The sequence below is a fragment of the Geomonas sp. Red276 genome (genome assembly GCF_054784495.1).
The window spans coordinates 101,356-126,975 of the sequence record NZ_BLXW01000010.1 but is presented as its reverse complement, the minus strand read 5'-3'; the positions used below and the strand labels follow the sequence as shown (position 1 = coordinate 126,975).

29 protein-coding genes and 1 tRNA gene are annotated in these 25,620 nt (G+C 60.4%); 12 read left to right on the top strand and 18 right to left on the bottom strand.

Annotation, left to right across the window (positions count from 1 at the left end; genetic code table 11):
* The first annotated feature begins 31 nt into the window (after positions 1 to 31).
* Genes ACYVL5_RS09415 through ACYVL5_RS09405 form a run of 3 tightly spaced genes read left to right on the top strand, consistent with a single transcriptional unit; the run spans position 32 to position 2,278 of the window.
* Positions 32 to 736, top strand: coding sequence for an ABC transporter ATP-binding protein (locus ACYVL5_RS09415; RefSeq protein ID WP_460595306.1), 705 nt, complete (start codon positions 32 to 34; stop codon positions 734 to 736).
* 43 nt (positions 737 to 779) lie between these two features.
* Positions 780 to 1,673 carry a DMT family transporter gene (locus ACYVL5_RS09410; protein ID WP_460595305.1) on the top strand — a complete coding sequence of 298 codons (894 nt, stop codon included), beginning with the start codon at positions 780 to 782 and terminating at the stop codon, positions 1,671 to 1,673.
* Entirely contained in the window at positions 1,670 to 2,278 is a 609-nt protein-coding gene (locus ACYVL5_RS09405) for a MarC family protein (protein WP_460595304.1), read from the top strand. Before ACYVL5_RS09410 ends, ACYVL5_RS09405 begins: the two co-directional genes overlap by 4 nt.
* 211 nt (positions 2,279 to 2,489) lie before the next feature.
* Here ACYVL5_RS09405 and ACYVL5_RS09400 read toward each other — a convergent pair whose 3' ends face one another.
* On the bottom strand, positions 2,490 to 3,935 hold the full coding sequence (locus ACYVL5_RS09400) for an aminotransferase-like domain-containing protein (RefSeq protein WP_460595303.1): 1,446 nt from the start codon (positions 3,933 to 3,935) through the stop codon (positions 2,490 to 2,492).
* A gap of 202 nt (positions 3,936 to 4,137) precedes the next feature.
* Between ACYVL5_RS09400 and ACYVL5_RS09395 the strand changes: the two genes are divergently transcribed.
* The 5 genes from ACYVL5_RS09395 (at position 4,138) to ACYVL5_RS09375 (ending at position 7,085) form a co-directional block, all read left to right on the top strand.
* The gene (locus ACYVL5_RS09395; protein ID WP_460595302.1) at positions 4,138 to 4,410 is read left to right on the top strand and encodes a DUF2917 domain-containing protein; all 273 of its coding nucleotides are present in this window, start codon (positions 4,138 to 4,140) and stop codon (positions 4,408 to 4,410) included.
* Between the two features lie 192 nt (positions 4,411 to 4,602).
* Positions 4,603 to 5,091, top strand: coding sequence for a YbaK/EbsC family protein (locus tag ACYVL5_RS09390; RefSeq protein ID WP_460595301.1), 489 nt, complete (start codon positions 4,603 to 4,605; stop codon positions 5,089 to 5,091).
* Positions 5,088 to 6,035: an EamA family transporter gene (rarD, locus tag ACYVL5_RS09385; protein ID WP_460595300.1), complete on the top strand. Its 948-nt coding sequence runs from the start codon at positions 5,088 to 5,090 to the stop codon at positions 6,033 to 6,035. The genes ACYVL5_RS09390 and rarD overlap by 4 nt, the downstream gene beginning before the upstream one ends.
* The gene (locus ACYVL5_RS09380) at positions 6,032 to 6,769 is read left to right on the top strand and encodes an AzlC family ABC transporter permease (RefSeq protein WP_460595299.1); all 738 of its coding nucleotides are present in this window, start codon (positions 6,032 to 6,034) and stop codon (positions 6,767 to 6,769) included. Before rarD ends, ACYVL5_RS09380 begins: the two co-directional genes overlap by 4 nt.
* Positions 6,762 to 7,085 carry an AzlD domain-containing protein gene (locus tag ACYVL5_RS09375; RefSeq protein WP_460595298.1) on the top strand — a complete coding sequence of 108 codons (324 nt, stop codon included), beginning with the start codon at positions 6,762 to 6,764 and terminating at the stop codon, positions 7,083 to 7,085. The genes ACYVL5_RS09380 and ACYVL5_RS09375 overlap by 8 nt, the downstream gene beginning before the upstream one ends.
* Positions 7,086 to 7,175: 90 nt before the next feature.
* Here ACYVL5_RS09375 and ACYVL5_RS09370 read toward each other — a convergent pair whose 3' ends face one another.
* From ACYVL5_RS09370 to ACYVL5_RS09360, 3 genes are all read right to left on the bottom strand, one after another.
* Entirely contained in the window at positions 7,176 to 7,976 is an 801-nt protein-coding gene (locus ACYVL5_RS09370) for an ABC transporter ATP-binding protein (RefSeq protein WP_460595297.1), read from the bottom strand.
* Complete coding sequence (locus ACYVL5_RS09365) at positions 7,969 to 8,877, bottom strand: ABC transporter permease (protein ID WP_460595296.1); 909 nt, start codon at positions 8,875 to 8,877, stop codon at positions 7,969 to 7,971. The genes ACYVL5_RS09370 and ACYVL5_RS09365 overlap by 8 nt, the downstream gene beginning before the upstream one ends.
* Before the next feature lie 173 nt (positions 8,878 to 9,050).
* Positions 9,051 to 10,040 carry an ABC transporter substrate-binding protein gene (locus ACYVL5_RS09360; RefSeq protein WP_460595295.1) on the bottom strand — a complete coding sequence of 330 codons (990 nt, stop codon included), beginning with the start codon at positions 10,038 to 10,040 and terminating at the stop codon, positions 9,051 to 9,053.
* A 362-nt stretch (positions 10,041 to 10,402) separates the two neighbouring features.
* Here ACYVL5_RS09360 and ACYVL5_RS09355 point away from each other — a divergent pair, with 362 nt between their 5' ends.
* A complete protein-coding gene (locus ACYVL5_RS09355) occupies positions 10,403 to 10,777 on the top strand; it encodes a hypothetical protein (RefSeq protein WP_460595294.1) in 375 nt (124 codons plus the stop codon).
* A 163-nt stretch (positions 10,778 to 10,940) separates the two neighbouring features.
* Here the strand turns inward: ACYVL5_RS09355 and ACYVL5_RS09350 are convergent, their stop codons facing one another.
* Together ACYVL5_RS09350 and ACYVL5_RS09345 are read right to left on the bottom strand one after the other, a co-directional pair.
* Positions 10,941 to 11,228, bottom strand: coding sequence for a hypothetical protein (locus tag ACYVL5_RS09350; protein ID WP_460595293.1), 288 nt, complete (start codon positions 11,226 to 11,228; stop codon positions 10,941 to 10,943).
* A 292-nt stretch (positions 11,229 to 11,520) separates the two neighbouring features.
* A complete protein-coding gene (locus tag ACYVL5_RS09345) occupies positions 11,521 to 11,796 on the bottom strand; it encodes a toxin-antitoxin system HicB family antitoxin (RefSeq protein WP_460595339.1) in 276 nt (91 codons plus the stop codon).
* Between the two features lie 138 nt (positions 11,797 to 11,934).
* Here ACYVL5_RS09345 and ACYVL5_RS09340 point away from each other — a divergent pair, with 138 nt between their 5' ends.
* Positions 11,935 to 12,939, top strand: a complete 1,005-nt coding sequence (locus tag ACYVL5_RS09340; protein WP_460595292.1) for a YecA family protein — start codon at positions 11,935 to 11,937, stop codon at positions 12,937 to 12,939.
* A gap of 96 nt (positions 12,940 to 13,035) precedes the next feature.
* Here the strand turns inward: ACYVL5_RS09340 and ACYVL5_RS09335 are convergent, their stop codons facing one another.
* The 7 genes from ACYVL5_RS09335 to ACYVL5_RS09305 all read right to left on the bottom strand — a co-directional run bounded on the left by ACYVL5_RS09335 (position 13,036) and on the right by ACYVL5_RS09305 (position 19,253).
* Positions 13,036 to 14,796, bottom strand: coding sequence for a tetratricopeptide repeat protein (locus ACYVL5_RS09335; RefSeq protein WP_460595291.1), 1,761 nt, complete (start codon positions 14,794 to 14,796; stop codon positions 13,036 to 13,038).
* Positions 14,793 to 15,500 (bottom strand): hypothetical protein, encoded by a 708-nt coding sequence (locus ACYVL5_RS09330; protein WP_460595290.1) that lies wholly within the window; start codon positions 15,498 to 15,500, stop codon positions 14,793 to 14,795. Before ACYVL5_RS09330 ends, ACYVL5_RS09335 begins: the two co-directional genes overlap by 4 nt.
* Positions 15,501 to 15,631: 131 nt before the next feature.
* On the bottom strand, positions 15,632 to 16,420 hold the full coding sequence (gene istB, locus ACYVL5_RS09325) for an ATP-binding protein (RefSeq protein ID WP_460595289.1): 789 nt from the start codon (positions 16,418 to 16,420) through the stop codon (positions 15,632 to 15,634).
* Entirely contained in the window at positions 16,420 to 17,646 is a 1,227-nt protein-coding gene (istA, locus tag ACYVL5_RS09320; RefSeq protein ID WP_460595288.1) for an IS21 family transposase, read from the bottom strand. The genes istB and istA overlap by 1 nt, the downstream gene beginning before the upstream one ends.
* A gap of 80 nt (positions 17,647 to 17,726) precedes the next feature.
* Positions 17,727 to 18,287: a hypothetical protein gene (locus ACYVL5_RS09315; protein ID WP_460595287.1), complete on the bottom strand. Its 561-nt coding sequence runs from the start codon at positions 18,285 to 18,287 to the stop codon at positions 17,727 to 17,729.
* A gap of 168 nt (positions 18,288 to 18,455) precedes the next feature.
* Positions 18,456 to 18,531 (bottom strand) — tRNA-Phe (locus ACYVL5_RS09310).
* Between the two features lie 158 nt (positions 18,532 to 18,689).
* The gene (locus tag ACYVL5_RS09305; protein ID WP_460595286.1) at positions 18,690 to 19,253 is read right to left on the bottom strand and encodes an elongation factor P; all 564 of its coding nucleotides are present in this window, start codon (positions 19,251 to 19,253) and stop codon (positions 18,690 to 18,692) included.
* Between the two features lie 85 nt (positions 19,254 to 19,338).
* On the opposite strand from ACYVL5_RS09305, the gene yaaA reads away from it, so the two are divergent.
* A complete protein-coding gene (yaaA, locus tag ACYVL5_RS09300) occupies positions 19,339 to 19,536 on the top strand; it encodes an RNA-binding S4 domain-containing protein (RefSeq protein WP_460595285.1) in 198 nt (65 codons plus the stop codon).
* A 2-nt stretch (positions 19,537 to 19,538) separates the two neighbouring features.
* Here the strand turns inward: yaaA and ACYVL5_RS09295 are convergent, their stop codons facing one another.
* Positions 19,539 to 19,907 carry a translation initiation factor gene (locus ACYVL5_RS09295; RefSeq protein ID WP_460595284.1) on the bottom strand — a complete coding sequence of 123 codons (369 nt, stop codon included), beginning with the start codon at positions 19,905 to 19,907 and terminating at the stop codon, positions 19,539 to 19,541.
* 127 nt (positions 19,908 to 20,034) lie between these two features.
* The gene (locus ACYVL5_RS09290) at positions 20,035 to 21,111 is read right to left on the bottom strand and encodes a ribonuclease Z (protein ID WP_460595283.1); all 1,077 of its coding nucleotides are present in this window, start codon (positions 21,109 to 21,111) and stop codon (positions 20,035 to 20,037) included.
* Positions 21,112 to 21,215: 104 nt separating this feature from the next.
* On the opposite strand from ACYVL5_RS09290, the gene ACYVL5_RS09285 reads away from it, so the two are divergent.
* On the top strand, positions 21,216 to 21,548 hold the full coding sequence (locus ACYVL5_RS09285) for a cupin domain-containing protein (protein WP_460595282.1): 333 nt from the start codon (positions 21,216 to 21,218) through the stop codon (positions 21,546 to 21,548).
* A gap of 241 nt (positions 21,549 to 21,789) precedes the next feature.
* Here ACYVL5_RS09285 and hemB read toward each other — a convergent pair whose 3' ends face one another.
* From hemB to hemC, 3 genes are all read right to left on the bottom strand, one after another.
* Complete coding sequence (gene hemB / locus ACYVL5_RS09280; RefSeq protein ID WP_460595281.1) at positions 21,790 to 22,815, bottom strand: porphobilinogen synthase; 1,026 nt, start codon at positions 22,813 to 22,815, stop codon at positions 21,790 to 21,792.
* A 106-nt stretch (positions 22,816 to 22,921) separates the two neighbouring features.
* On the bottom strand, positions 22,922 to 24,481 hold the full coding sequence (gene cobA, locus ACYVL5_RS09275) for a bifunctional uroporphyrinogen-III C-methyltransferase/uroporphyrinogen-III synthase (protein WP_460595280.1): 1,560 nt from the start codon (positions 24,479 to 24,481) through the stop codon (positions 22,922 to 22,924).
* Positions 24,482 to 24,646: 165 nt separating this feature from the next.
* Positions 24,647 to 25,603 carry a hydroxymethylbilane synthase gene (hemC, locus tag ACYVL5_RS09270; protein WP_460595279.1) on the bottom strand — a complete coding sequence of 319 codons (957 nt, stop codon included), beginning with the start codon at positions 25,601 to 25,603 and terminating at the stop codon, positions 24,647 to 24,649.
* Positions 25,604 to 25,620 lie beyond the last annotated feature (17 nt).

Here is a 25,620-nt window from a genome sequence, read left to right as displayed (position 1 = left end):
TAGAACGTAGAACCGGTTCTTGAGGATTCCCATGCTCGTTGTTGAACAACTTTCGGTAAATTACAAGGCGATCAAGGCCCTCACTGAGGTCAACTGCGAGGTCAAGCAGGGCGAGATCGTCGCCCTCATCGGCGCCAACGGCGCCGGGAAGACCACCATCCTCAACACCATCTCCGGTATCGTCCCCGCCGCCAGCGGGCGGATCACCTTCGAGGGTAAAGACATCACCCAGGTCCCGGCCCACGACATCGTGAAGCTCGGCATCTGCCAGGTCCCCGAGGGGCGCCGCGTCTTCTCGAAGATGAGCGTGCTGGAGAACCTGGAGATGGGCGCCTACTCGAAAAACGACAAGAAGATGATGCAGGAGGGGATCGAGCGCGCCTTCCAGATGTTCCCGCGCCTTGCCGAGCGCCGCAAGCAGCTCGCCAAGACCCTTTCCGGCGGCGAACAGCAGATGCTCGCCATGGGGCGCGCCCTGATGACCAACCCGCGCCTGCTCCTGCTCGACGAGCCCTCCATGGGCCTCGCCCCGATGCTGGTCGAGAAGATCTTCGAGGTGGTAACCGAGATCAACAAGACCGGCACCACCATCATGCTGGTCGAGCAGAACGCCCACATGGCCCTCTCCATCGCCAACCGGGCCTACGTCCTGGAGACCGGCGAGGTCGTCTTGAAAGGTGACGCCAAGGAACTGGCCGCCAACCCCGAGGTACGGAAGGCCTACCTGGGTGAATAAGGTGCCACGCCCCTCCGCACATCAACCGCTGGTGAACCCCTACTTGGCTGTCCTGGTAGGGGTTTTTGCCGTCTCCTTCTCGGCTCTCTTCGTCCGCCTCTGCAGCGCCCCGCCGCTCATCATCGCGAGCTACCGGCTCATCTTCACCTTTCTTTTGCTGCTGCCGGCCGGCCTCGCCAGCCGCTTCTCCGGCATCCGGGAGATGAATCTCCGTCAGTTCCTCCTCTCCGCAGGTAGCGGCCTCTTCCTGGCGCTCCACTTCGTCACCTGGTTCACCTCGCTCAAATACACCTCGATCGCCAGCTCGGTGGTGATCGTCACCACCCAGCCGGTCTTCGTGGTCCTGGGGTCTTGGCTCTTCTACAAGGAGAAGGTCCCCCGGAAGGCCGTTTACGGCGGCCTGCTGGCCATCTCCGGGAGCTTCGTGATCGGCGCCGGGGACTTCAGGACCGGGATGGAGGCCTTCGCCGGCGATCTGCTGGCGCTGGCCGCCGCCATCTTCATCTCCGGCTACATCCTCATCGGACGGCGGCTTCGCGGGAGCGTCGAGCTCTCCGGCTACACCCTGGTCACCTATGGCGCAAGCTCCGTGGTGCTGGCGGTAGCCACGCTGGCGGCCCGGGTCCCCTTCTATCCTTACCCCGCCACCGACTGGGCACTCTTCTTCGGGCTGGCCGCCGTCTGCACCGTCCTCGGCCACACCACCTTCAACTGGGCGCTCCGCTACGTGCAGGCGTCGGTCGTCTCGGTGAGCATCCTGGGCGAGCCGCTCGGGGCCATCGTCTGGGCCTCCATCTTCCTGAAAGAGTATCCGACCATCCGCCAGCTCATCGGGGGCTCCATCATCTTCACGGGGCTCTTCATCTTCACCCGCGTCTCCGCCCGCTTTAATAAGAGCCGGGAGGCGCTCACCGTGTCCGCGACGGAAGCATCATGAACGCCTATCTCAATTTCTTCATCAGCGTCTGGATCAAGTTCTTCTTCCTCCTCACCCCCTTCTTCGTCCTCTCGGTCTTTCTTTCCATGACCCAGGAGATGGCAGGAAGAGAACGGCGTAAACTCGCCGTGCGGGTGACCCTGGCGGTGCTTCTCGCCTGCTTCACCCTCTACTTCTTCGGCAACCACCTCTTCTCGCTGTTCGGCATCACCCTCGACTCCTTCCGGATCGGGGCTGGGGTTCTCCTCTTCCTCTCGGCGGTCCAGATGGTGCAGGGGGAGGCAGTGGCGGCGCCGGGCGAACGGCAGGACGACATCTCGGTGGTCCCGCTGGCGATTCCCATCACGGTGGGGCCCGCGACCACCGGTGCGCTGATGGTCATGGGGGCGGATCTTCAGGAGAACTGGCAGGTACTCGCGGGGTGCGCCGCGCTGGCAGCGGCGGTAGTCTGCATCGGGGTCATACTCTTTTGCGCCTCGGCTATCGAGCACGTCATCGGGAGAAAGGGGATAACCATCCTGAGCAAGCTGACCGGCCTGATGCTGGCCGCCATCGCGGCGCAGCTGGTCTTCACCGGGATCAAGAACTTCCTGCACCTCGGGTAGAGACAACGAAGGGGACTGGCTCCGTAAGGTGCCAGTCCCCTTTTTGTTCTTATTCCCTCTCCCCCCGGAGAGGGGCAGGGTGGAGGGAAGATGGCAGAGAAAAACCTCCCTCACCAGGCCTTCGGCCACCCTCTCCCCTGAAGGGGCGAGGGTATACCTAGTTACGGCCTTCGGCCACGCACTGCCCTGAGAAGGGCGGCAGGATGAAAGTTTATGGTTTCATGGCCACCGCCAACTCGCCGAGCGTCTCGATGGCCCGCTCCACCTTTTCGGACCAGTACCCCGCGTTGAGACGGATACAGTTTTGGTACTTCTGCCGGGGACTGAAGGCCGGGCCGGGGGCGATGGTGATGCCAGCCTTGAGCGCCTGCTCGTAGAGCGCCAGGGAATCAACGTAGGAGGGAAACTCCACCCAGAGGGCGAATCCACCCGCAGGGTTGGAGACCCTGGTTCCCTCCGGGAAATAGCGCCCCACGGCCTGGGTCACCTGCTGGATCTGCCGCGCGTGGATGCGCCTGAGGCTCCGCAGATGGTGATCGTAGCCGCCGTTGGCCAGGAACTCGGCGATGGCGAGCTGCGGCGGCGTGGCGTCGGCGATGGTGATCACCCCTTTCAGCCGCTCGATCTCGGCCTGATAGCGTCCCGGCGCGATCCACCCGACGCGGTAGCCGGGGGCAAGCGTCTTGGAGAAGGACGAGCAGAGGAGGACCGAGCCGTCCTTGTCGTAGGACTTGGCCACCCGCGGGCGCTCAGGGGAGAAACTGAGGTCCCCGTTCAGGTCGTCCTCGATGAGCGGCACCTCGTGCGAGGAGAGGAGCTCCACCAGTTCCTTCTTTCTCTCGTCGGGCATCAGGCACCCGAGGGGATTGGAGAAATTGGTGACCGCCAGGCAGGCGCTGATCCTGTTGTGCTCAAGCGCGTAGCGAAGGGCGTCGATGCTCATCCCGTCCCGGGGATGGGTCGGGATCTCCAGGGCTTTCAGGCCGTACAGTTCCAGCGCCTGCAGAAAGTTGTAGTAGGAAGGAGACTCGATGGCCACCGTGTCCCCTGGACGGCAGGTCGCGAGGAGCGCCAGGTTCACCGCCTCCATGCAGCCGCAGGTAGTTACGATCTGGTCGGGAGTGAGGGTACAGCCGGCGTAGACCAGGCGGCGGGCGACCTGTACCCGGAGCTTTTCGCACCCCGGCGGGCTCTCGTAGGAGACGCTCTGCTCCCGGTAGCGCCTCGCCTCGGTGGAGAGCATCCGGTTCAGGCGGTCGATGGGGAGATGCTCCGGGTTCGGGATGGCGGCCCCCAAGGGCACCAGCGAACGGTCCCGCATGTCGCGCATGATCATGCTGGAGAGTTCCTTGATGCTCACCTTGGTAGGGAGCGAGCGGGCGATGGACATGGAGGGCTCGGCGGGGATGTTCCCCCGGCGCGCGAGCACGTAGTAGCCGGACTGGGGGCGGGCCTCGATGAGACGGCGATCCTCCAGGACTCCGTACGCCTCCATCACTGTATTGATGCTGACGCTCAGCTGCCGGCTCAAGGCGCGCACCGATGGTATGCGGGAGCCGGGGCCGAAAGTTCCCTCCTCTATCAGGTGGGCCACCTTCCCGGCCACCTCCTCATAGAGCGGGACTTTCAAACTGTTAGTCTGGATCATGGTCTCCATGGCGTGACATCCTATCGCGTGAACTGACAGTGGAAAAGCAACAGTTGCCGTCATAATATACGGTTACAGTTTCTCTATTGTCAAACTGTTACGGTAACAATTGTAATTTGATGTATCTGTCACTCTCGACTTTCCTCCGCTATAGTTGCCATCATCACAATGAGGTGACCGCCGCAAAGAGCGGCAAACAAGGGGGAGAGCCATGGAAATCGTGCTCGATGACGGCGCGGTACTGGGGATTGACGGCAGGCACGGGCTCTGTGCCGTGCGATGTCTGGAAGGGGCTTTGTACGTGACCCGCACCGGCGACCCGAGGGATTACTGCCTCGGCCCGGGCGAACAGATGGAGATCGGGAAGCGGGATCACGTGGTGGTCGAAGCGTGGGGCGCAGCGCGCCTTAAATGCACCGCCGCCGATGCCAAGGCCTCACGCTCCCGCGGCGCGGAGGTGTGGCACCTGGTCGGCTCGGCATAACCGTCACGTTAAACGGTTGTCGAAACGGCAACAACTGCCCTACGTCGCGCCCCAAGCGTACCCCGCCCCTTCAAGGGGAGGGACAGGGTGAGGATGGGTGAATAAGATAAGTAGGGTGGGCACTCCGTGCCCACGCGAGTCCGAAAGAGACCGGTGGGCAGGAGGCTGCCCACCCTACAAAGGGAGAGCCGGATGGAAGCAAAGCTCAGCAAAAGCGCGCAGAAAGTACAGGACGCCCTCACCGCACTGGGCCTCTCCTGCCAGGTGGAGGAGCGTTCGTCGAGCACCCGCAGCGCCGATGAGGCGGCCCAGGTGGTCGGCTGCGACGTGGGGCAGATCGTCAAGTCCCTGCTCTTCCGCGGCGAGGTGACCGGCCAGCCGCTTTTCGTGCTTGCCAGCGGACGCAACCGGGTCTGCGTCGAAAAACTCGCGGCCCTGGCCGGTGAGCCGATCGGCAAGGCCGACGCCTCCTTCGTCCGCGAGAAGACCGGGTTCGCCATCGGCGGCGTGGCTCCCTTGGGGCATCCCGAGAAACTTGCCACCATCGTCGACGAGGACCTTTTGCAGTATCCCGAACTCTGGGCGGCGGCGGGGACCCCGGCGGCACTCTTCCGGCTCACCCCGAAGGAGCTCACCGTCATCACCGACGGCCGGGTCGCTTCGGTTCGGGAGACGACATGACCACCGTCGCATCGCTCGATAGGGATCCCGCCCGGGAGGCGAGGCTCGGGGTCATCTGCGGCCTCGCGGCTTACCTGGTCTGGGGCTTCTTCCCGATCTTCTTCAAGCTGGTCTCCCAGGTTCCGCCCCTGGAGGTCGTGGCCCACCGGGTCGTGTGGTCGCTGGTCTTCCTGACGGTCCTGGTTACCGTCAACGGCCGCTGGGGAGACATCCGTAGCGCCTTCGCAACCCGCAAGACGCTGGCCACGCTCTGCGCCACCACCGTCCTCATCGCGACCAACTGGCTGGTCTTCATCTATGCCATCGGCAAGGGGGAGGTGCTCCAGTCGAGCCTCGGCTACTTCATGACCCCGCTCGTGAACATCGTGCTCGGCTTCGTCTTTCTTCACGAGCGGATGAAGCGTGGGCAGGCCATCGGGGTCATGCTAGCCGTCGTCGGCCTCACCCTTTCGGCCCTCCGGCTGGGGACCATCCCCTGGATCGCGCTCGCCCTGGCGGCCACCTTCGGGCTCTACGGCCTGCTGCGCAAAACGGTGCCGGTCGACTCTCTGGTCGGGCTCTCGGTGGAAACCTTCCTGGCCGGTCCGGTGGCGGCGAGCTACCTGGTGTACCTGGGAGTCACCGGGCAGGGGGCCTTCCTGGCCGGATCGATGAAAGACAGCACGGTCCTCTTCCTCTCCGGGGTGGTCACTGCCGTTCCGCTTTTGATCTTCACCGCGGCAGCCAAGCGCTTAAGGCTCATGACCATCGGCTTTCTCCAGTACATCACGCCGAGCATCCATTTCCTCTTGGCAGTATGCCTCTATGGGGAGGAGTTCAACGCCACCCACCTGGTGACCTTCCTCTGCGTCTGGAGCGGCCTGGCCGTCTATTCCTGGTCCGCAATCGCCCTCGCCCGCAAGCCCGCCGTCGCGGGCGCACGCATGGAGACAGCCGTCGAATGAGCGAGGCCGCGGAGGAAACAAGCTCCGGCGCCGTGATCGCCGAGCGCTCATCATGCCTGGCGGACGGGGTGAAGGTCGCCTGGCCGATCTGTCTCGGCTTCATCCCGATCGGCCTCTCCTTCGGCGTGCTGGCGCAGAAGGCGGGGCTTGGCCCGGTACACGTGCTCCTGATGTCGACGGTCGTCTTTGCCGGGAGTTCCCAGTTCATCGCCGTCTCCATGCTGCAGGGAGGCGCCTCGGCCGCCGCCATCGTGGCCACCACCCTGGTCGTGAACCTGCGGCATCTCCTGATGAGCTCCGCCATGTCGGTACGCTTTCCCGGCGTCGGCAAGCGCTTCCTGGCCCTCTTCGCCTACGGCGTCACCGACGAGAGCTTTGCCGTCAACATGGCCTGCTTCCGCAAGGAAGGGTGGGACCGCTGGCGCGCCCTGGCGGTCAATCACATCACCAACCTCTGCTGGATCGCCAGCACCGTCGCCGGGGTCTACATCGGCGACCTGGTCCCCGCCGGCGCCTTCGGGATCGATTTTGCCCTCCCCGCCATGTTCATCTGCCTCCTGATCTTCCAGTTCCGGGAGCGGCTCCACATGGTGACCGCCCTCATCGCCGCCCTTCTCTCGGTCTCCTTATCCGTGGTCTTCACCGGGAACGGTCATGTCATCACCGCCTCCTGCGCGGCGGCCACCATCGGCTTCCTCATCAAAAGGCGGGGGAAGAGGAGGGGCGATGCCTGATACCGGTTACCTCTTGGTCATCGCCGGGATGGGGCTAGCCACCTACCTCCCCCGCATGCTCCCCCTGACCGTGCTGGCCAACCGGAAGCTTCCGCGCTGGCTGACCGACTGGCTCGATCTCATCCCGGTCTCCATCCTGAGCGCGCTCCTGGCGCCGGGGCTGGTGACCTCCGGGACCCCGCGGGTGCTCGACCTCTCCAAGCCCGACCTCCTGGCCGCCATCCCCACCATCCTCTTTGCCCTAAAGACACGGTCGCTGGCGGGAACGGTGATCGTTGGGATGGGGCTCTACTGGGCGATCACGGCCTTGAAGTAAGAAGGGTAAGCCCTTGGTGAGGGCCTAAACGTAAAAAGGCGCCGGGCATTTCTGCCGGGCGCCTTTTTTGCGCTATGGCTCTTCGGAAAGCTAATTGTCTTCGGCGAGCAGCGTCCGATCGTTCTGGAAGCTCGTACGCCTGATCTCGTGGAACTTCTCGAGGAGCCGGTCCACGGTGAGCGCCTTCTTCTCCTCCCCTTCCACGTCGAAGATGATCTCCCCCTTGTCCATCATCAGGAGCCGGTTGCCGAACTCGATGGCGTGGCTCATGTTGTGGGTGATCATCATGGCGGTGAGCTTGTACTCCTCGATGAACTTGTTGGTGAGCTCCAAAACGATCTCGGCGTTCTTGGGGTCGAGCGCCGCGGTGTGCTCATCCAGCAGGACCAGGTCCGGCTTGGAAAGAACCACCATGAGGAGAGTCAGCGCCTGGCGCTGGCCGCCCGAGAACATGGCCAGGTTTTCCTTCATCCGGTTCTCCAGCCCCATCTTGAGCTGGGTGAGCTCCTGCCTGAAGAGCTCCCGTTTCGCGTGGTTCAGGCTCCGCCTGAGCCACTTGAACCCCTTCCGGTAGGTGATCATCATGTTGTCTTCCAGGCTCATGTTGGAGGCGGTTCCCAACAGGGGATTCTGGAAGATCCTGCCGATATGCTTGGCCCTTTTGTACTCGGGCTCCCTCGTTACGTTCTTGTCGTTCAAGAAGATGGAGCCGATAGTCGGGGTGATGGTCCCGGCGATCAGGTTGAAGAGGGTAGACTTGCCGGCGCCGTTGGAGCCGATGACGGTGATGAAATCACCCTCCTTGACCTTGAGGTTGATGTTGGAGATGGCCACGTTCTCGTTGACCGTCCCCTGGCCGAAGATCATGCGTACGTCTTTTAACTCAATCATTTTTCACCACTGCCTTAGCGGGCCTCTTGAATTTCCTGCTCTGGGTCACGACCAGGAGCACGATGATCAGGATACCCTTGATAAGATTCAGATCGTTCGGCGTCATGTTGATGAGATAGCCGTAGTAGCGCCCCACGTACAGGACGCCGTGGAAGCAGATGGAACCGAGCAGCGCGCAGAGGGTGAGGACGCTGATGCGGTTGCTCTTCATGATCAGGAACTCGCCGATCATGACCGAGGCGAGACCGGAGATGATGATCCCCTGCCCGAGGCCGACGTCGGCAAAGCCCAGGTACTGGGCGGCGAAGGCGCCGGAGAGCGCCACCAGGCCGTTGGAGAGGCCGAGGCCGATCGCCTTCAAGGTCTTCGGGTTCACCCCCTGGGAGACGACCATCTGCTCGTTGTTCCCCATCGCCCCGATGGTGAGCCCCAAGTCGGTGCGGAAGAAGAGGTCGAGGAGGAACTTGAGGATGAGAGCCACCAGCACGAAGAAGACCAGCGACTGGTAGTCGTCCGGCACGATCCCGTCGAGCTTTTGGTTGACCACGGTGAGTACGGTGTCGACGTTCAGAAGCGGCACGTTGGCGCGGTTGCCGAGCACCCGGATGTTGACCGAGTAGAGCATGGTCATGGTCAGGATACCGGCCAAGAGGTTCGGCACCTTCAGGTGGTTGTGGATGAGCGCCGTAATGTAGCCGGCGATGACGCCGCCTGCGAAGGCGAGCAGGAGAGCCAGCCAGAGATTCACCCCGGCCAGGATGCAGGTGGCCATGATCGCCGCGCCGAGCGGGAACGAGCCGTCCACCGTGAGGTCAGGGAAATCGAGCACCCGGAAAGATATGAACACCCCGAGCACCATGATCCCGTAAATGAGTCCTTCTACGAAGATACCTTCAATCATGACGACGCTGTTTCCTTGTTCTTCTGCCGCTAAAAAGTCCCCCTTTGGAAAAGGGGGATTTAGGGGGATTTATTCCTCCCGGAAAACCACCAATCCCCCCGTGCCCCCCTTTGTCAAAGGGGGGAGGGAGGAGACGTTGGATTGAGCGGAGGGTTGTTACCTCAGGCGATGGGTTACTTCTTTACCAGCTTGCCGTTCTGGACGACCTTGTTGGCGGTCTTGACGAGGTTGGCCGGAACGGTCAGCCCCAGCTTCTTAGCCACGTCCAGGTTGATCAGCAGGTCGACGTCGGATGCCTTGGTCATGAAGCGGGTCGGCATCTGGTCGGGACGCTTCCCTTTGAGGATCTCGGCTACCATCTTGCCGGTGACGCGGCCCATCTTGTAGTAGTCGAAGCCCCAGGCAGCCAGCACCGGGAATTTTTCGGCGGAGCTCGGGTCGGCCGACATGACCGGCACCTTGTTCTTCATCGCGACGTCAGTCACGGCGGAGAGGGCGGAGACCACGGTGTTGTCGGTGGAGATGTAGAGGGCGTCAACCCTCCGGACGATCGCCTGTACTGCCTCTTTTACTTCCGAGGACTTGGAGACGGTGGTCTCGACGTACTCGATGTGGAGATCCTTGCAGGCCTGCTTCACGACACCCGCCAGCACCACCGCGTTCTCCTCGGAGCTGGTGTAGATGTGGCCAAGGCGCTTCACCTTCTTCATCTTGAGGAGCAGTTCGATCTGCTGTTTGACCGGGGTCATGTCGGAGACGCCGGTCACGTAGCGGGAGCTCTTGGTGAGGGACTTCACCAGACCGGCCTTGACCGGGTCGGTGACGGCGGAGAAGACGACCGGGGTGGTCTTCAGGGTGTTGACCAGGGCCTGGGCGGTGGGGGTAGCGATGCCGACCGCCACGGCGACTTTTTCGGACTTGAACTTGTTGGCGATGGAGGCGGCGGTGTTGGAGTCGCCGTTGGCATTCTGGAGGTCGTACTGGACGTTCACCTTCTCGGCGGCCAGCTCGTCCTGGATCCCTTTCTCGACGGCGTCGAGGGCGGGATGGGAAACGATCTTCGAGACTCCGATCAGAGCCTTGCCACCAGGGGCGGCAACGGCCGAAGAAACAGAGAGGGCGACTGCAAGTACGGCGGATGCCAGAGTAACTAGTTTTCTCACGGGTCAACTCCTATTCCATTGTATTTTCCAGCCAGTGATCTAAAAGGTCCTCTGGTCAGAATGTCATGCCAATCGTGCGAGAATAGCACCGCACCAGATACTGCGTCAACGGCTTTATCAGCCGCAACGAACAATTGGTTGCCGCGACCAAATAGCACGAAACTCAGGAAAAGCTGCCGGGCTTCTATCGCAACCACGACAAGGTCCAGCACCGCACGCTGCCCTTCAGCTTTCGGCTCGATGCCGGGTCCCGTTCCATCCGCAACAAAACAGCAAGGGTTGCATTCGGAGAAATTATAGTTAGTATTTGCTAATGCGTTACAGCAAACGGCCGCCCGCGCGGCGGAAGGGGGTGACACCAAATGTCCATGCTATTCATCACAATCGATCTTATGGGAAAAGATGCCGTTTTCATCAGCAACTGCTATCGCTACCACAGCGGTTTGGCCAACCTCGCGTTGTACCGGAACCCGCCCCCCGGCTTACCCAGCCTTGAGCAGGCCAAGGAGAGAATCGACGCCCTGCAATCGGCCTTTGAGGGTGGGACGACTGGTAATCGCGTGCATATCGAGTTGCGAAACATAGCTCGTCGCGACGTCACCGACATGTTCAAAAGGATCATCAGCTACTTGCAGTCCGTGGCAACCGACGAGGATATCCCCGCACTCATCCAGGCTGGTTTTGGGGTCAGGCGCTTTTTCGCCCACAAGAAATCTGCTGCAGCACCGGTAAGTTGAAACCTCCGCCGCATCGGCCGCCTGCCCTCCGACTCCCGGAGGGCAGGTGCTCCCACCACACCACCTCGCTTTACTTTGTCTTCCGGCCTCCAACGTCAGTGCGCCCTCCCCGTTTCGGCCGAATTGGTCACCAACTTTTCTCTCGACATGGTCTTGCTTGAACTCACAGGTAACAATCATTGGCTCGTCCATCGCCTAGCTTGGACTTTTGATGCTGACGGTACCTCCCGCGCTGGCCATGCTGCCTCCTGTTCAACCCGACGTCACGACTTGAGATCCCGATCACCGGTCCTGCGATGCCGATCATCAGTCCTGTAATGCCGATCATCAGTCCTGCAATGCCGATCATCAGTCCTGCAATGCCGATCATCAGTCCTGCGATACCGATCATCTGTCCTGCGATACCGATCATCAGTCCTTCGATACCTATCATCAGTCCTGCGATACCCATTGCCCCTCCTGACATCACGGTCCTCTGTCCCAAAGACCTCGACCTCAGCCTTAACCATTCCTGCCGTAGCACCGGGAAAGGTCGTTTCTGACTCCGCGAAGACGCTCGCACTTACTACCGAACCCATGGTTGAGGTGACGATCCCTTTCAGAGGAGTAAATGCAGCCATCCGACGACTCGCTGTCTGGTCCACTTCGGCAATTGTCGTCATTGAAATAGCTGAAAGAGGCAATCTCAGGACTGACCAAAGCTGTCGCAGGACCAACCATGCCTATCACAGGACCGACCATGCCTATCGCAGGACCAACCCATCCGCCACACCTGGTTTAACGCCGTGGCGAAGAGACCGGCCGGCTCCTTGAGGACGGGGAGGTCGCGGACGCTGAGTTGTAATGGCAGGGGTGGCGAGGAGTTTCTCCACCTTATGGATGGTGTGCTTTTCGGAGAGGAGCGCCACCATGTACAGATTGAGACTAAAGCTATCTGCCTCCGCCTCACGTGCCAGGCCGGCATGCAGTCGTTTCGGAAGGCGAAGGGGAAACTTCACGCTATAACGGCTTTCCGTCATCGCCGCCGGCAAAGGGACTTCGATGCCATCTTCAATTGCCCCGGTTTTTCCAGTACTACTGTGATGGCACATGAGGTATATTCCGCAGGGGCCGGATGCCCTGGCGGCATGATGACTTTAACGGGAGGGATACGACAGGTGAAAATCGGAAGGAATGATTTATGCCCCTGCGGCAGTGGAATCAAGTACAAGAAGTGCTGTGCCGGCAAGCAGGACGCCGGGGGACACCCTTCCATGGGTGAGGTGATGGGAGAATTGCGCGAGGTTCTCGAAGGGCAGAGCTTCGGGTCCATAGAAGAGGTCAACGCCTTCCTCCGCCAACACATGGAGCGGCGCAGCCAAGCGCCTATCGACGACTTCCACGGCCTTTCATCGGAACAGATGCACCGGTTGCTCTATTTCCCCTTCGAAACTCCCGAACTGTTCGCCTTTCCCTCCCGCCTCGACATCGCCCCGGAGGCCCCGATCATGGCGCTCTTCAACCTGCTGGCCGACGGTATCGGCGAAGATGGGCTGAAGGCCACCGCCACCGGCAACCTCCCGCGGAACTTCTGCCGCGAAACGGCTCTTGCCTACCTGGGAGACGAGGGATACCGTCACCGGACACGATATGGCGGCATCAACAGCGAGCCGGATTTTTCGGAGCTCCATGTCAGCAGGATAATCGCGGAGTCGGCCGGATTGGTCCGAAAGTACAAAGGAAAGTTCATCCTCAGCCTGGAATGCCGGAAGATAATGAAGGAAGCGGGGGCATCGGGAATCTACCCCCGGCTGTTCCGCGCCTTCGCGAGGGAGTACAACTGGGGATACCAGGACCGGTATGAGGAAGTGGCGATCGTCCAGCAATCGTTTCTGTTCACCATCTACCTGTTGCAGCGCTATGGCAGCGATTGGCGGACTTCGGACTTTTACGCAGAAAACTTCCTCCGCGCGTTCCCGATGGCGGTCAGGGAAGTTCCGCCGTCACCGTACTGGAGCCAGGAGGAAACCATCACTCGCTGCTACACGCTCCGCGCCTTGGAGAGGTTCGCCGAGTTCGCAGGCCTGGTCGAGATCGAGCGCGACCCGAAGGACAAGTACTCAGACCACTTCCGCCTGCGCAAACTGGCCCTCGTTGACCATGTTGTCCATTTGCAGGTGTAAAGGAACCAGACACTGCGGGGAAGGTAAAAGCCTGTCATCAGCCCAGCCGACTACTCCCTCCCCTTCAAGGGGAGGGCCGGGGTGAGGATGGGTGAATTAAGATTCCCGCTCCTGCGCGGCCAGCGCATCCTCCATCTCTTTCAGAAGTTTCCTGTCTTCCCCAAGGTCCGGATGATTTGTCTCCTCATCAATTGAAACCGTCTGCCGGGCGTACTCTATCGCTTTGACCAGATCACTGCGACGCCTATACTCCATTGCCAAGTTCCAGCAAGTTACTGCCTCTCCTGCAAGGTCCCCGATCTCACGTCTGATGGCAAGGCTTTCTTCCAGCGTCTTCAGCGCCTCATCATTACGCCCCCAGGCACGATAGATCTGGGAGATGTTGTTGAGTGTCGTTCCTTCACCGGAGCGGTCCCCTATCTCACGCCGGATGGCAAGGCTCTCTTCCAGCGTCTTCAGCGCCTCGTCATAGCGCCCCCAGGCACGATAGATCTGGGAGATATTGTTGAGCATCGTTCCTTCGCCGGAGCGGTCCCCGATCTCACGACTGATGGCAAGGCTCTCTTCCAGCGTCTTCAGCGCCTCGTCATAGCGCCCCCAGGCATCATAGATAACGGAGATATTGTTGAGTATCGCTCCTTCGCCGGAGCGGTCCCCGATCTCACGACAGATGGCAAGGCTCTCTTCCAGCGTCTTCAACGCCTCGTCATAGCGCCCCCAGGCGCAATAGATTTGGGAGATATTGTTGAGTATTGTTCCTTCGCCGGAGCGGTCCCCGATCTCACGACTAATGGCGAGGCTCTCTTCCAGCGTCTTCAGCGCCTCATCATAGCGCCCCCAGGCACTATAAATCTGGGAGATATTGTTGAGGGTCGCTCCTTCGCCGGCGCGGTCCCCGATCTCACGCCGGATGGCAAGGCTCTCTTCCAGCGTCTTCAGCGCCTCGTCATAGCGCCCCCAGGCGCAATAGATCTGGGAGATATGGTTGAGGGTCGTTCCTTCGCCGGAGCGGTCCCCGATCTCACGCTGGATGGCGTAGGCTTTTTTGTAGTGACGAAGCGCCTCGCCGAGTTGGCTGTCACGTTGTAGCGCAAGGGCGAGTGTAAACTCTAGATCACCCCGTAGCGCAGAGGGAGCCTCGGGAAGCGACTCAATTCCTTCAAACGCGGCATCAGCGGCGAATGTGGGAAGATTCCGGCGCATGAGCCAATTACTGAGATCGAGGAAAAGAGCGGCTCTTTCCTCGGGATTAATTGTTCGCTCAATGAGCTCTCGGACACTCGCCAGATGCTTGTTAACCGCCGTTCTTTCCTCTTCGGTCAGCCGATTTATCGTGGCGGCCCGCTCGGGAAACTCCCACACAGATAATTTTTCAGCTTCCGGCCTCCCTTCCAGCCAATACGTGTGATGCCGGAAGTCCCAGAGGTCGCCGGCGCTGGATATGAACGTGCTGGCATCGGCGCTGTGGAGGAAGAGAACAAAGCGAAGGTTTTTCTTAGAGATCACATCACGGTGGAGGTTCAGGTATTCAAGGAAAGTGGGGTCCAGATCTCCCGAACCCATACGGGGAAAACTGGTGACGAGAGCGAGGGCGTTGGTACTGGAGGACTCTGAAAGGAGGTCGTACAACCGACCGGTGCCATGTTCGGGTCTCCCGGCGGGGTCGAAGGTCTGTGGGGTAATGCCGAGTGTGCTTAATGACCGGCGGAGGGTGCCTTGAAATGCGACCTTAACGGCTTCATGCTCGTAATAGACAATGAGGAAAAGCGGGCGGCCCGACGCGAGCGCATCTGCTGCCTGGCTGGCGATCGCTTTCGCGATGGTTTCAGCATTGACAGAGTCATTCACGTCTGTCATGCAGGTGCCTGTACCTGCAATCCGAGAACATACTCTTTCAGAACATGACGGAGATCCAGCCAAAGGTCCCCATTTTCGTACTCGACAACGGCCCTTGACTGAAGAAACGGCTCTACTCCATCGACCCATCCCTGGGCACTCGACTGGACTTCCTTAAGGAGCGGAATCGCGGCACCGCGAATCAAGGGTTGGTACTCTTTTTTAACTTGATCGAAGACCTTATGCGCATCGTCCATCTCTATCTTGGACGCTCCTCTCTGGAGGGCGAAATAAGCTGCCTCGTGGATAGCCCTGGCGGTTTCCCGGAACAGGCCGCCGCCAATCCTCAGCAGTTCGTCCAGCACACCTTCCTCAAAGTTGTCCGCCGGATTCGCCAGCCGCTTTTCGACAAAACTCCGCATGAGTATGTACCCCGGATGCGTCGCACTCAGTGGTGGGAGAACCAAGGTCTTATGCTCTCTTTCATAGAGACGCACTGCAGAAAAGGCATAAAGCTCGTCAGAAGGGATACGGCTACTGGAGAGGCCTCTGAAATAGACCGGCAACGTGTAGATGATCGAGAAGCGCGGCTGAACCAGTGTGTCATAGTTTTCCTGGAAGAGCCTCGTGTGCATCTCTTTATGGGCGAGCGAGTCCCCCTTCTCGAGGTCATCGATTACCACGAGAAGTTTCTTTTTGGTGGCGTTCTTAACTTCCTGCGCCATCCGGTTGATTATATCGATAAGATCCTGGATGCGAGGTTCCAGTTTTAACTTTTCTTCCCGTTTCCACTCCCTTGTCAATGGCAGCGTAAAAGTGTACCAGTTACGGTAATCGAAAAGTGTACCACCCCCTGTTAGAGAACTGCTTGGTCCAGGGATGTTGCCGTTGAGTCACCTCCTTTCTCGGAGAGTGTCTTGGCGAAAGCGTGGCCTTGGAGGCGATAACTGTGCCCCTTGATGTTGACTACCTTGCAGTGGTGCAGCAGCCGGTCCAGGATTGCTGAAGCGATGACTGGATCTCCAAAGAGCTCCTGCCAGTCGGAGAAGCTCTTGTTCGAGGTGATGATTGTCGAGCTTCTCTCGTAGCGATAGGTGACGAACTGGAAAAAGAGGTACGCTTCCTGGCTGGTAACCGGCAGGTAACCGACCTCATCGACGATGACCAGATTGGAACTGAGGAAAGCCTTTCCCTTGGACTGGCTCTCCTTGAGTTTGGCGATCAGCGTGTGCATCGTCGTGAAGTAGACCTTAACGCCGTGGTAGCAAGCCTTGATGGCCAGAGCGATGGCGAGATGGGTCTTGCCCACTCCCGGCGGGCCGAGGAGAATCACGTTCTCCTGGCGGCTCAGAAAGGTCATGTCAAAGAGCTCCATCACCGACCTCTTGTCGAGGTGAGGGTGGAACGAGAAATCATACTCCTCGATGGTCTTCGCCATTGGCAGACCGGCGATCTTGATCGCCGTGGTGACCCGCCGTTTGTCCTTGGCCGCCACTTCCTCCTCCAGCAGTTGGTCGAGGAACGCAAGGCAGGAGCCGCCATTGGCCTGGGATGCGTCTGCAACTGAATCGAGGATCTCCACCGCCTTGAAAAGTTTCAGCCTTTTGAGGTTGTCCTGGAGGCGCTCGTAGGTTAGCTGTTCCATTAGGCACCTCCCGCGGCGTAGCGCTCATACTCGGAGAGGGGACGGTGGTAGACCTCCGGGTAAAGACTCCCGGTGGTGAGCCCTCTGGTTGCCTTCCCTTTGTCCCTTCCGTAGCGTGGCGTCTGCTCCGGCGTCAGGCGGACCCGGGCTTTCGGGATGCCGAGGGTCAGCCCTTTCTGGTCGGGGATTTGGTACTGCTTCAGCAAAGTGGCGTCGTCATAGATGCGCAGATCCTTGCCTTTTACCTTTAGCAGAACCTTCTTGCCGACCCCTTGGGGAGGGACGTAGTACCTGTTGCCGCCGAACGAGAGGAGGCAGTCCTTGTAGACCTTGCGGTAATACTTCAGCGAGGTGTCGTAATGGCTCGGGGGCAGCTCGCCCAGATGAGGAACCTCCCCTTCCCATCGAGTTTCGATCTGCTGCCGGTGGGTGCCGTGGATCCGCTGATCGGCGGTCTCCCGTTTCCAGCGCATGACGTCACGGTTGGCCTGTATAACCGAGGAAAACTCATAGCCGCGCCAGAAGCTCTCCCGGATGTAATCCATCGGCCGTTCGACCTTCCCCTTCACCCACGGACTGTAAGGGGGACACAGGCGCGGTGTGAATCCGTAATGACGGGCGAAGTGGAAGAACTCGTTGTTGAAGGTCGGCTTGCCGTTCTCCCTGGCGATCACGACGTTCTTCATGTTGTCATAGAGCACTTCCGCCGGCACGCCGCCCAGATGCTCGAAGCCGCGAATATGGCAGTCCATGAAGATCTCAAGGGTGCATCGCTCGACGAACTCGACGTACATGGCACGTGAGAAGCCAAGGAGCATGACAAAGGCATAGACGGTCGTCGTCTTGCCATTGGTGTCGACGACCTTGAAATCACCCCAATCGACCTGGGCCTGCAGACCCGGCTCTGTCTCAAAGCGGGTATAGGCGATCCGGCACTTCTGCTCTTTGATGGAGCGGACGAACACCTTCATGGTCTCGTAGCTGCCGGTATATCCCATGCGCTTGAGACGCTCGAGGATCCATGTGGCCTGGTAATCGTCCTCTTCGAGGAAGTCTCGGATGACTTGGTGGTACGGCTCGAGGACCGATGGTTTCGCCGTCTTGCGAGTGTAGGCTGGAAAGCTGGAGCTCTCCAGGTGCTTCTTGACGGTCTTGCGGTGGATGCCGAGTTTCTTGGCGATCCAGCGCACGCTGTGGCCCTGGCGTTTAAATGCGAGAATGTCCATGTACGCCTCCGTGGAAATCATCGGCATCCCCCCTTTCTCTGTGAAGGGATACCACGGGTTCCCGGGTGGTACACTTTTCGTTACCGCTTTTGGGTCATTTTTGCATTACCAGTGACATCCCTCCGTGATCCTAGCTGTGCCTTAAAGAACGCAAGCCACGCATTTCCTTTGGCTCCCGCTTCAAGTTTCATCTCCTCGTCGTGCAGAAATGAAGTTACCACTTGGCGTCCCCAAGAGTTCAACTCTTCAGTCAGACCGTTAGAGACATACCCTGACTTTGACAGTGCAAGACCAACCTCCACCAAGAGGGCGTCATGAGTGAGATGTATGACCTCGGTTCCGAAGTCCTGGGCGGTGAGCAAAACGGTTTCATAGGTGGACTGAATCTCCGGATCATGGCAGAGACGGTTCAACTCAGTGGTCTTGCCGCTGCCCCTATGCCCGCAGAGAAAAGCATGTAGGTCATTCCTGCTTTGTTTCAGGTCAAAGGAGAGCTTTTGGAGTTTCGGGTCGGTTCGACTGATATAGAATTCACTGCGGGGATCGATCAACAAGGTGGGTTCAAAGACATCCCAGACATCTTTCAGGGTCTTGGCCGGAACAATCGAGCGGAACTGGATATCGCAGCAGCCGTTATTCATGTCAGAACTCCGTGGGGTCGTTGTCGGGAAGCAGATGCCGTTCGGCCTGTGGCCCTAGCGTATTTGAGGAATATACGGTTTCTGTAGATAGGTTTCAACTAATTGTGTAGCAGAAAGAAGAACAGGCACTTACGTCGGTGTCGTAAGTGCCTGTTCGAATGGTAGCTATGGTGCCCAGGGACGGAATCGAACCGCCGACACGAGGATTTTCAATCCTCTGCTCTACCGACTGAGCTACCTGGGCAAGAGACCAACTTTATACTTGAATTATCCGGGGGAGTCAACCCTTTTTTCACCTTCGTATCCCCTCTATGGCTATGAGAGCCTGAAAACCACCCTCACCCGCCCTTCGGGCACCCTCTCCCCTGTAGGGGCGAGGGTATGATCGTCACGCTTGTTAGATTAGGCGCGGGAGATGAAGCGGCCGTCGCGGGTGTCGACCTTGATCTTTTCGCCGGTCTCCAGGTAGGGAGGCACCTGGAGCTTGTGACCGGTCTCCAGGGTCGCTTCCTTGGTCTGGGCGGTGGCGGTGGCGTTTTTCAGGGCGGGGAGGGTCTCGGTGACCACCAACTCGACCACCATCGGCAGATCGACGTTCACCATGCGCTCCTGGAAGATGCCGAGCTGGACCTCGGTCCCGTCCAGCAGAAACGGCGCGAGGGCGGAGAAGGAATCCTCTTCCATCTCGAACTGCTCGTAGGTCTCCAAGTCCATGAAGATCCCCTTGGCGCCGTCGGCGTAGAGGAACTGCCCCTTGTGGCGCTCGAAATCGGCCTCGTCGACCTTGTCGCCGGAACGGAAGGTCTTCTCAAGCACCTGCCCGGTGATGAGGTTCTTGTACTTGGTCTTGACCATGGTGTTGGCCCCGCGGGCGGAGGGGGACTGGAAGCTGACGTCTACGATAACACAGGGGGCGGCATCCAACTGGATGACGAGGCCCTTTTTGAAGTCGTTGGTGGTGTACATGAAGATCTCCTTTGCGAAAATTCTCTCTTATTTATCAGAAAAGCATGATAACTTCAACAATTCGACAACTAAACCAGGAGGCCCCATGAAGATAGATACCGAGTTCATCAAGCTGGACAGTTTCCTCAAAGCGGTCGATGCCGTCTGCTCGGGGGGCGAGGCCAAGATCATCATCTCGGAGGGGATGGTTACTGTCAACGGCGAGGTGGAACTGCGTCGTGGAAGGAAACTTCGTCCCGGCGACCGCGTGGAGCTGGATGGAAACAGCTTCCTGGTCGAGTAGCCTCACCCGCCCGCGCGCTTGGCCTTGTAGCCGCGTTTGGTCAACTCGGCCAAAAGCAACTCGCCGTGATCCCCCTGGATCTCGATGGTACCGTCCTTGGCGGTTCCACCGCAGCCACAGCGGCGCTTCAATTCTCCCGCCAGGTTGGTCAGCGCTGTTGCATCCAGAGGGAGACCGGTGATAACCATGACGGTTTTGCCGCCGCGCCCCTTGCTCTCCCTGCGAATCCGCACCACACCGTCTCCGGCAGCAGCTCCCGCATTCTTCCGGCAGACGCACTCCTTCGCCGGCTTTCCACATCCCGGGCACATCCTGCCGAATTCGGTGGAGTAGACAACGGGGGCATCATTGTTGGAAGGGCTCTTTTTCATAGAGGTTTACATAGCAGAAAAGGAGGGGGGGAGGCAACGGCAAAACCGCCCTCACCCGGCCTTCGGCCACCCTCTCCCCTAAAGGGGCGAGGGTTTATTGATTAAGGGCCTTCGGCCACCCTCTCCCCTAAAGGGGCGAGGGTTTGGGCACATCGCTTTCCATGATGGGGCGCGGGGTGAGGCGGTCGGGGATCTTCAGGATGGTTACACCGGCAGGGGGCTCGAGCTCCCGGTAGAGGGGCGTGCTTCCCCGCTGATAGGTTTTCGAGAAGTGCATGGGGAGCACGTACGTGGGGCGAAGCTTGTCCAGCAGGAGATTGAGGTCCGCCGTGCAGAGGTGGCGGGAAAGCCTGGCTTTTTCACACTCCGAGGCGAGAAAGGCGCATTCACAGACCAAAAGCGTGACGCCCCGGTGGAGGCCCACCAGCTTTTCCATGTTCTCCTCCGAATACCCGATATCGCTCACGTAGCCGATACTCGCCGGCGTCTCCTCTTTCATGATCCGCCGGTAAAGGGCGGCGGCGTCACGCTCGGCCCGCTCTTCGACCGCCTCCCCTACCCTGGCCGGATACGCGATCGCACTCCCCTTCAGGGTGCCGCTGTGAAAGAGCCTCTCAAGCGTCCTCAGCCACTCGCCTTTCATCACCCCTTCGGCCGTCATCTTCGCATCATCGACCACAAAGGCGTCCGCCTCGTCCACCCGGTAGGAAAGGACCGGGATCCTATGCTCGCATTCCACGCTTCGTACCGATAGAAAGCGGTTCCGGTAGAGCTCTCCCCCCCTCTCCCCTTCAATCTGCGGGGCGAACGCCTCGGGTCCGCTGAAGAGGGTGCTGGCAATGCGGTCACCTGCAATCTCGCTCACCCGGAAGTTTCCCCAGAAAGTTTCGGCCAGGTTCCAGTCGTAGCTCGAGAACTTGTTGGCCATGCGGGCCGCCAGGCCCGGAGGTCCGAAGACGTCGATGGTCCGCGGGGAGGCATGGCTGTGGCGGATGACGCTGTCCATCCCCATGAAGTGGTCCATATGGGCATGGCTGATAAAGATGGCATCGATGGAGGTATAGACCCGCTTGGCGAGGTGGTGCATCTTGCCGCAGTCGAAGAGAAGCGAACGCCCCGTAGGCCGCACCCGCACGAGCAGTAGGGGGTCGTCGAAGAGTCCGGCGAAAAAGGTCGGTTCAAGGTAGCGAAATGGCTTCGGCATGGCCCCATTTTATCATTTCATTGATCTCGATCAATTGAAACTACCCCCGGGTAAGCTTACAGTACAATTAAAGAGAGCAGCCGTAACAGAGAAAGGGGACCGTCATGGCACTGAAAAAGGGTGTGGAACTGGGTGAGAAACTGAATCTGGCAAATCTGGCCGGGTATCAGGATGGGGCCGTTGTCAGCCGGACGGTCATCGACAAGCCGGTGGGGACTATCACTGCCTTTTCCTTCGACGCAGGGGAAGGATTGAGCGAGCATACCGCGCCGTATGACGCCTTCGTCCAGATCGTCGACGGCGAGGCGGAGATCACCATCGAGGGGAAGACGCAGACGGTCTCGGCGGGTGAGATCATCATCATGCCCGCCAACAAGCCGCACGCCCTGAGAGGGGTCAAAAAGTTCAAGATGCTTCTGGTGATGATCAGGGCGTAGCTTTCGCAGATACAAAATGAAAATCCCCCGCGAGCTCTTTTGCATAAGCTTGCGGGGGATTTTTTGTTTGGGGTTAGCCTTAAAATCCTACCCTCACCCGGCCTTCGGCCACCCTCTCCCCTGAAGGGGCGAGGGTAGAAATATTGAGCCTTCGGCCACCCTCTCCTCTAAAGGGGCGAGGGTAGAGAGATATTGAGTCGTCGGCCACCCTCTGGTGAGGGTATGACAGGGAGAGGACTTTTTAGCGGCAGCCGCAGCCGCAGGGGCTTCTCTCCAGCACGGCGGTTTCGTACCCCTTTTTCAGGAGCTTGGCAACTTCCTTGGAGTGGTAGGTGAGGATCAGGTCGGCGCCGGCCCTCTTGAAGGCCATCATGGTCTCCATCACCACCCTGTCTTCATCGATCCAACCCATCTTGGCCGCGGCCTTCACCATGCTGTACTCGCCGGAGACGTTGTAGACGGCGGTCGGGAGGTTGAAGGCGTTCCTGACGTCCCGTACGATGTCGAGGTAGGGGAGACCCGGCTTCACCATCAGGATGTCGGCCCCTTCCTCGACGTCCATGTTGGCTTCGCGGATCGCCTCGAGACGGTTGGCGGGATCCATCTGGTAGCTGCGGCGGTCGCCGAACTGCGGGGTGGACTCGGCAGCCTCGCGGAACGGACCGTAGTAGCCGGAGGCGTACTTGACCGCGTAGCTCATGAGCGGGATGTCCTTGTAGCCGTTGTTGTCGAGCGCCTCGCGGATGGCGGCCACCCGGCCGTCCATCATGTCGGAGGGGGCGACCATGTCGGCGCCTGCCTGGGCGTGGGAGAGGGCTTCCTTGGCGAGCAGCTCCAGCGTCTCGTCGTTGTCGACGTCACCGTTCTTGATCACGCCGCAGTGGCCGTGGTCGGTGTACTCGCAGAGGCAGACGTCGGTGATGACGGCGAGCTTGGGAACGCTCTTCTTGATGGCGCGGATGGTCTCCTGGATGATGCCGCACTCCGAATAGGCGTCGCTCCCCATCGCGTCCTTTTGCTCGGGAATACCGAACAGGATGACCGCCGGAACGCCGAGCTCGTAAGCCTCCTGGGCCTCCTCGACGATGTTCTCGATGGACTGCTGGTAGATGCCCGGCATCGAGGAGATCTCTTTCTTGATCCCTTTACCGAAGGCGGAAAACATCGGGTAGATCAGGTCGTGGCTGGAGACCGCGGTCTCCCTGACCATGCTCCTGAAGATTTCCTTACTCCGGATTCGTCTCGCTCTGTACACAGGGTAGTACATGTGCTCTCTCCTTTGCTGTTGATGCCGGCAGCGGCCTGGCGATGGCAGGTATTCCCGTTGCCGCGGATGGACGCATTCAATGAAGTGCTTGCGACGGTGAGGTTAATTATAACGCTACGGCGGTTGCGCTGTCTTCGGAGAAGTGCTCGATCATCAGCGCGGTCAGCGCGTCCAGCGTGTACTCGGCCGGCTCCATATGGACTTCCAGGCCGAGCTCGCAGCAGGTCTTCGAGGTCACCGGACCGATCGAGGCGACCTTGACCCCCTCCATCAGGTGCAGGAACCGGTTGTCCCCCAGGATGGCGGCGAGGTTCTGGACGGTCGAGGACGAGGTGAAGGTGGCGCAGTCGACCCTCCCCTCCTCCAGCGCCCTGAGCGCGGCCGCCGGGATATCGGCGGGGGTGACGTTCGCGTAGGCCACCGGGGCGAGCACGTCGGCCCCCATCTCCCGCAGCCTTTCGGGGATCACTTCACGCGCCCTATCGCCGCGGGGGAAGAGAACCCGCTTACCGGTGATATCGAGATCCTTGAAGGCGGCAACGACTCCTTCTGCCTTGTAGTCTTCGGGGACCAGGTCGGCCCGCACCCCGTAGGGAAGCAGGGCGGCGGCGGTCTTGGGCCCCACCGCGCAGACGCGCGTGCAGCAGAGCGCCCGGGTGTCGAGGCCGACCTCGCTGAGCCTTGCGAAGAAGTACTTCACCGCGTTGTAGGAGGTGAAGATCACCCAGTGGCAGCTCTCGAGCGCCTCGATGGCGGCATCGAGCTCGGCGTAGCTCGCCGGGGGGGTGATGTCGATGGTCGGGCAGCTGTACACCCTCGCTCCCAGCCGCTCCAGCTTGGTCGCGAACTCGCCGGCCTGGTCGGCGCTCCTGGTGACCAGCACCGAGCGTCCGAAGAGCGGGCGGTTGTCGAACCAGCGCAGGGTCTCCCTGAGCTTCACCACCTCGCCGACCACGGTGATGGCGGGCGCCTTGAAGGAGGCCTGGCGGGCCTTCTGGGCGATGTCGGACAGGGTCCCGGTGAGGACCTCCTGCTCGGGGCGGGTCCCCCAGCGGATGAGCGCCACCGGGGTCTCGGGCGCGCGGCCGTGGGCCATGAGATTGGCGGTGATCTGGGGAAGGTTCCGCACCCCCATGTAGAAGACCACCGTCCCGCTCCCCAGGGAGAGCCCCTCCCAGTCGATCTCCGAGCTCGCCTTCCCCGGGTCCTCGTGCCCGGTCACGAAAGCGACCGAGGTGGTCACCTTGCGGTGGGTGAGGGGAATCCCGGCGTAGCTGGTAGCACCCACGCCGGCGGTGATGCCCGGGACTACCTCGAAGGGTATACCCGCGCCAACCAGCGCCTCGCACTCCTCGCCGCCGCGGCCGAAGATGAAGGAGTCGCCCCCCTTCAGGCGGGCCACCACCTTGCCCGAGAGCGCCTTTTCCACCAGCAGGTCGTTGATCTGGCTCTGCTCGCGGTTGTGCTCACCGCCGATCTTCCCGGCGTAGATGAGCTCGGCACCTTTGGGGGCGAGCTTCAAAAGCTCGTCGTTGGCCAGGTAGTCGTAGAGGACCACCTCGGCCTTGGCGAGGCAGTCGCGCCCCTTGACGGTGATGAGCCCGGGATCGCCGGGACCGGCACCGATGAGGTAGACGAAGCCTTTTTTTGGGTTTACCTGGGTCATAGTCTCTTTTATCCCCTTCCCCTCCGGGAGAGGGGAAGGGGTGAGGGAAGTTTAGAATCTGGAACAGAAACAGCAAAAGGCTAAGGGATGTCCTTTAGCCTTTTGCCTCTGTTGACGGTGTCGGTCCGGGCGCATCCGGCGCGGCTGCGAACAGCGGCCTTCTCCTTAGACCGGGATCTCCTTCTCTTTGGAAACCTCGCGCTGGTACACCTCGGCGAGGATGGCGTGGCCTCCTTCGGCCAGAAGCTGCTCGGCGAGTTTCACGCCCAGCTTCTCGCAATCCACCGCCGGGCCGGTCACGCTCCCCTTGACGGACACCTTGCCGTCCACGGAGGCGATGAAGCCGGTCAGGTTCAGCTGGTCGCCGGTCACCTCGCCGTAGGCGGCGATCGGTACCTGGCAGCCACCCTCGCAGCGCCACAAAAGAGCCCGCTCGGCGCGGACGGCGTGGGCGGTATCGGGGTGGTTGAAGAAGGCGATGGCGTTCTTCACTTCTTCGTTGGAGAGGTTGCACTCGATGCCCAGCGCGCCCTGGCCGATGGCCGGCAGCGACAGGTCGGTCGGGAGAAGCTCGGTGGCCTTGTCGGCGAAGCCGAGACGGTTCAGGCCGGCGGCGGCCAGGATGACGGCGTCGAGGTTCTCGGTCTCGAGCTTGTTGATCCTGGTCTCCACGTTGCCGCGGATGATCACCATCTCCAGGTCGGGGCGGACCTTGAGGAGCTGGGCCTGGCGGCGCAGCGCGGAGGTGCCGATCTTGGCACCCTGCGGCAGGTCGGCGAACTTCACGCCGCGGGAGATGACGGCATCACGCGGATCTTCGCGCTCGGTGATGCAGTAAAGGCCGAGACCTTCCGGGAACTCGGTCGGGACGTCCTTCATGCTGTGGACGGCGAGGTCGATCTCCCCCCTCAGCATGGCCTCCTCGATCTCCTTCACGAAGAGCCCCTTGCCACCCACCTGGGCCAGCGGCACGTCGAGAATCTTGTCGCCGATGGTCTTGATCTTGACCAGGGTGACGGTCATGTCGGGGTAGCGTTTCTCCAGCTCGGACTTCACCCAGTTCGCCTGCCAAAGGGCCAACTGGCTCGCCCGGGTCCCAATTCTCAGCTCTTTCAGCGCCATCATCTATCTCCTTTTCA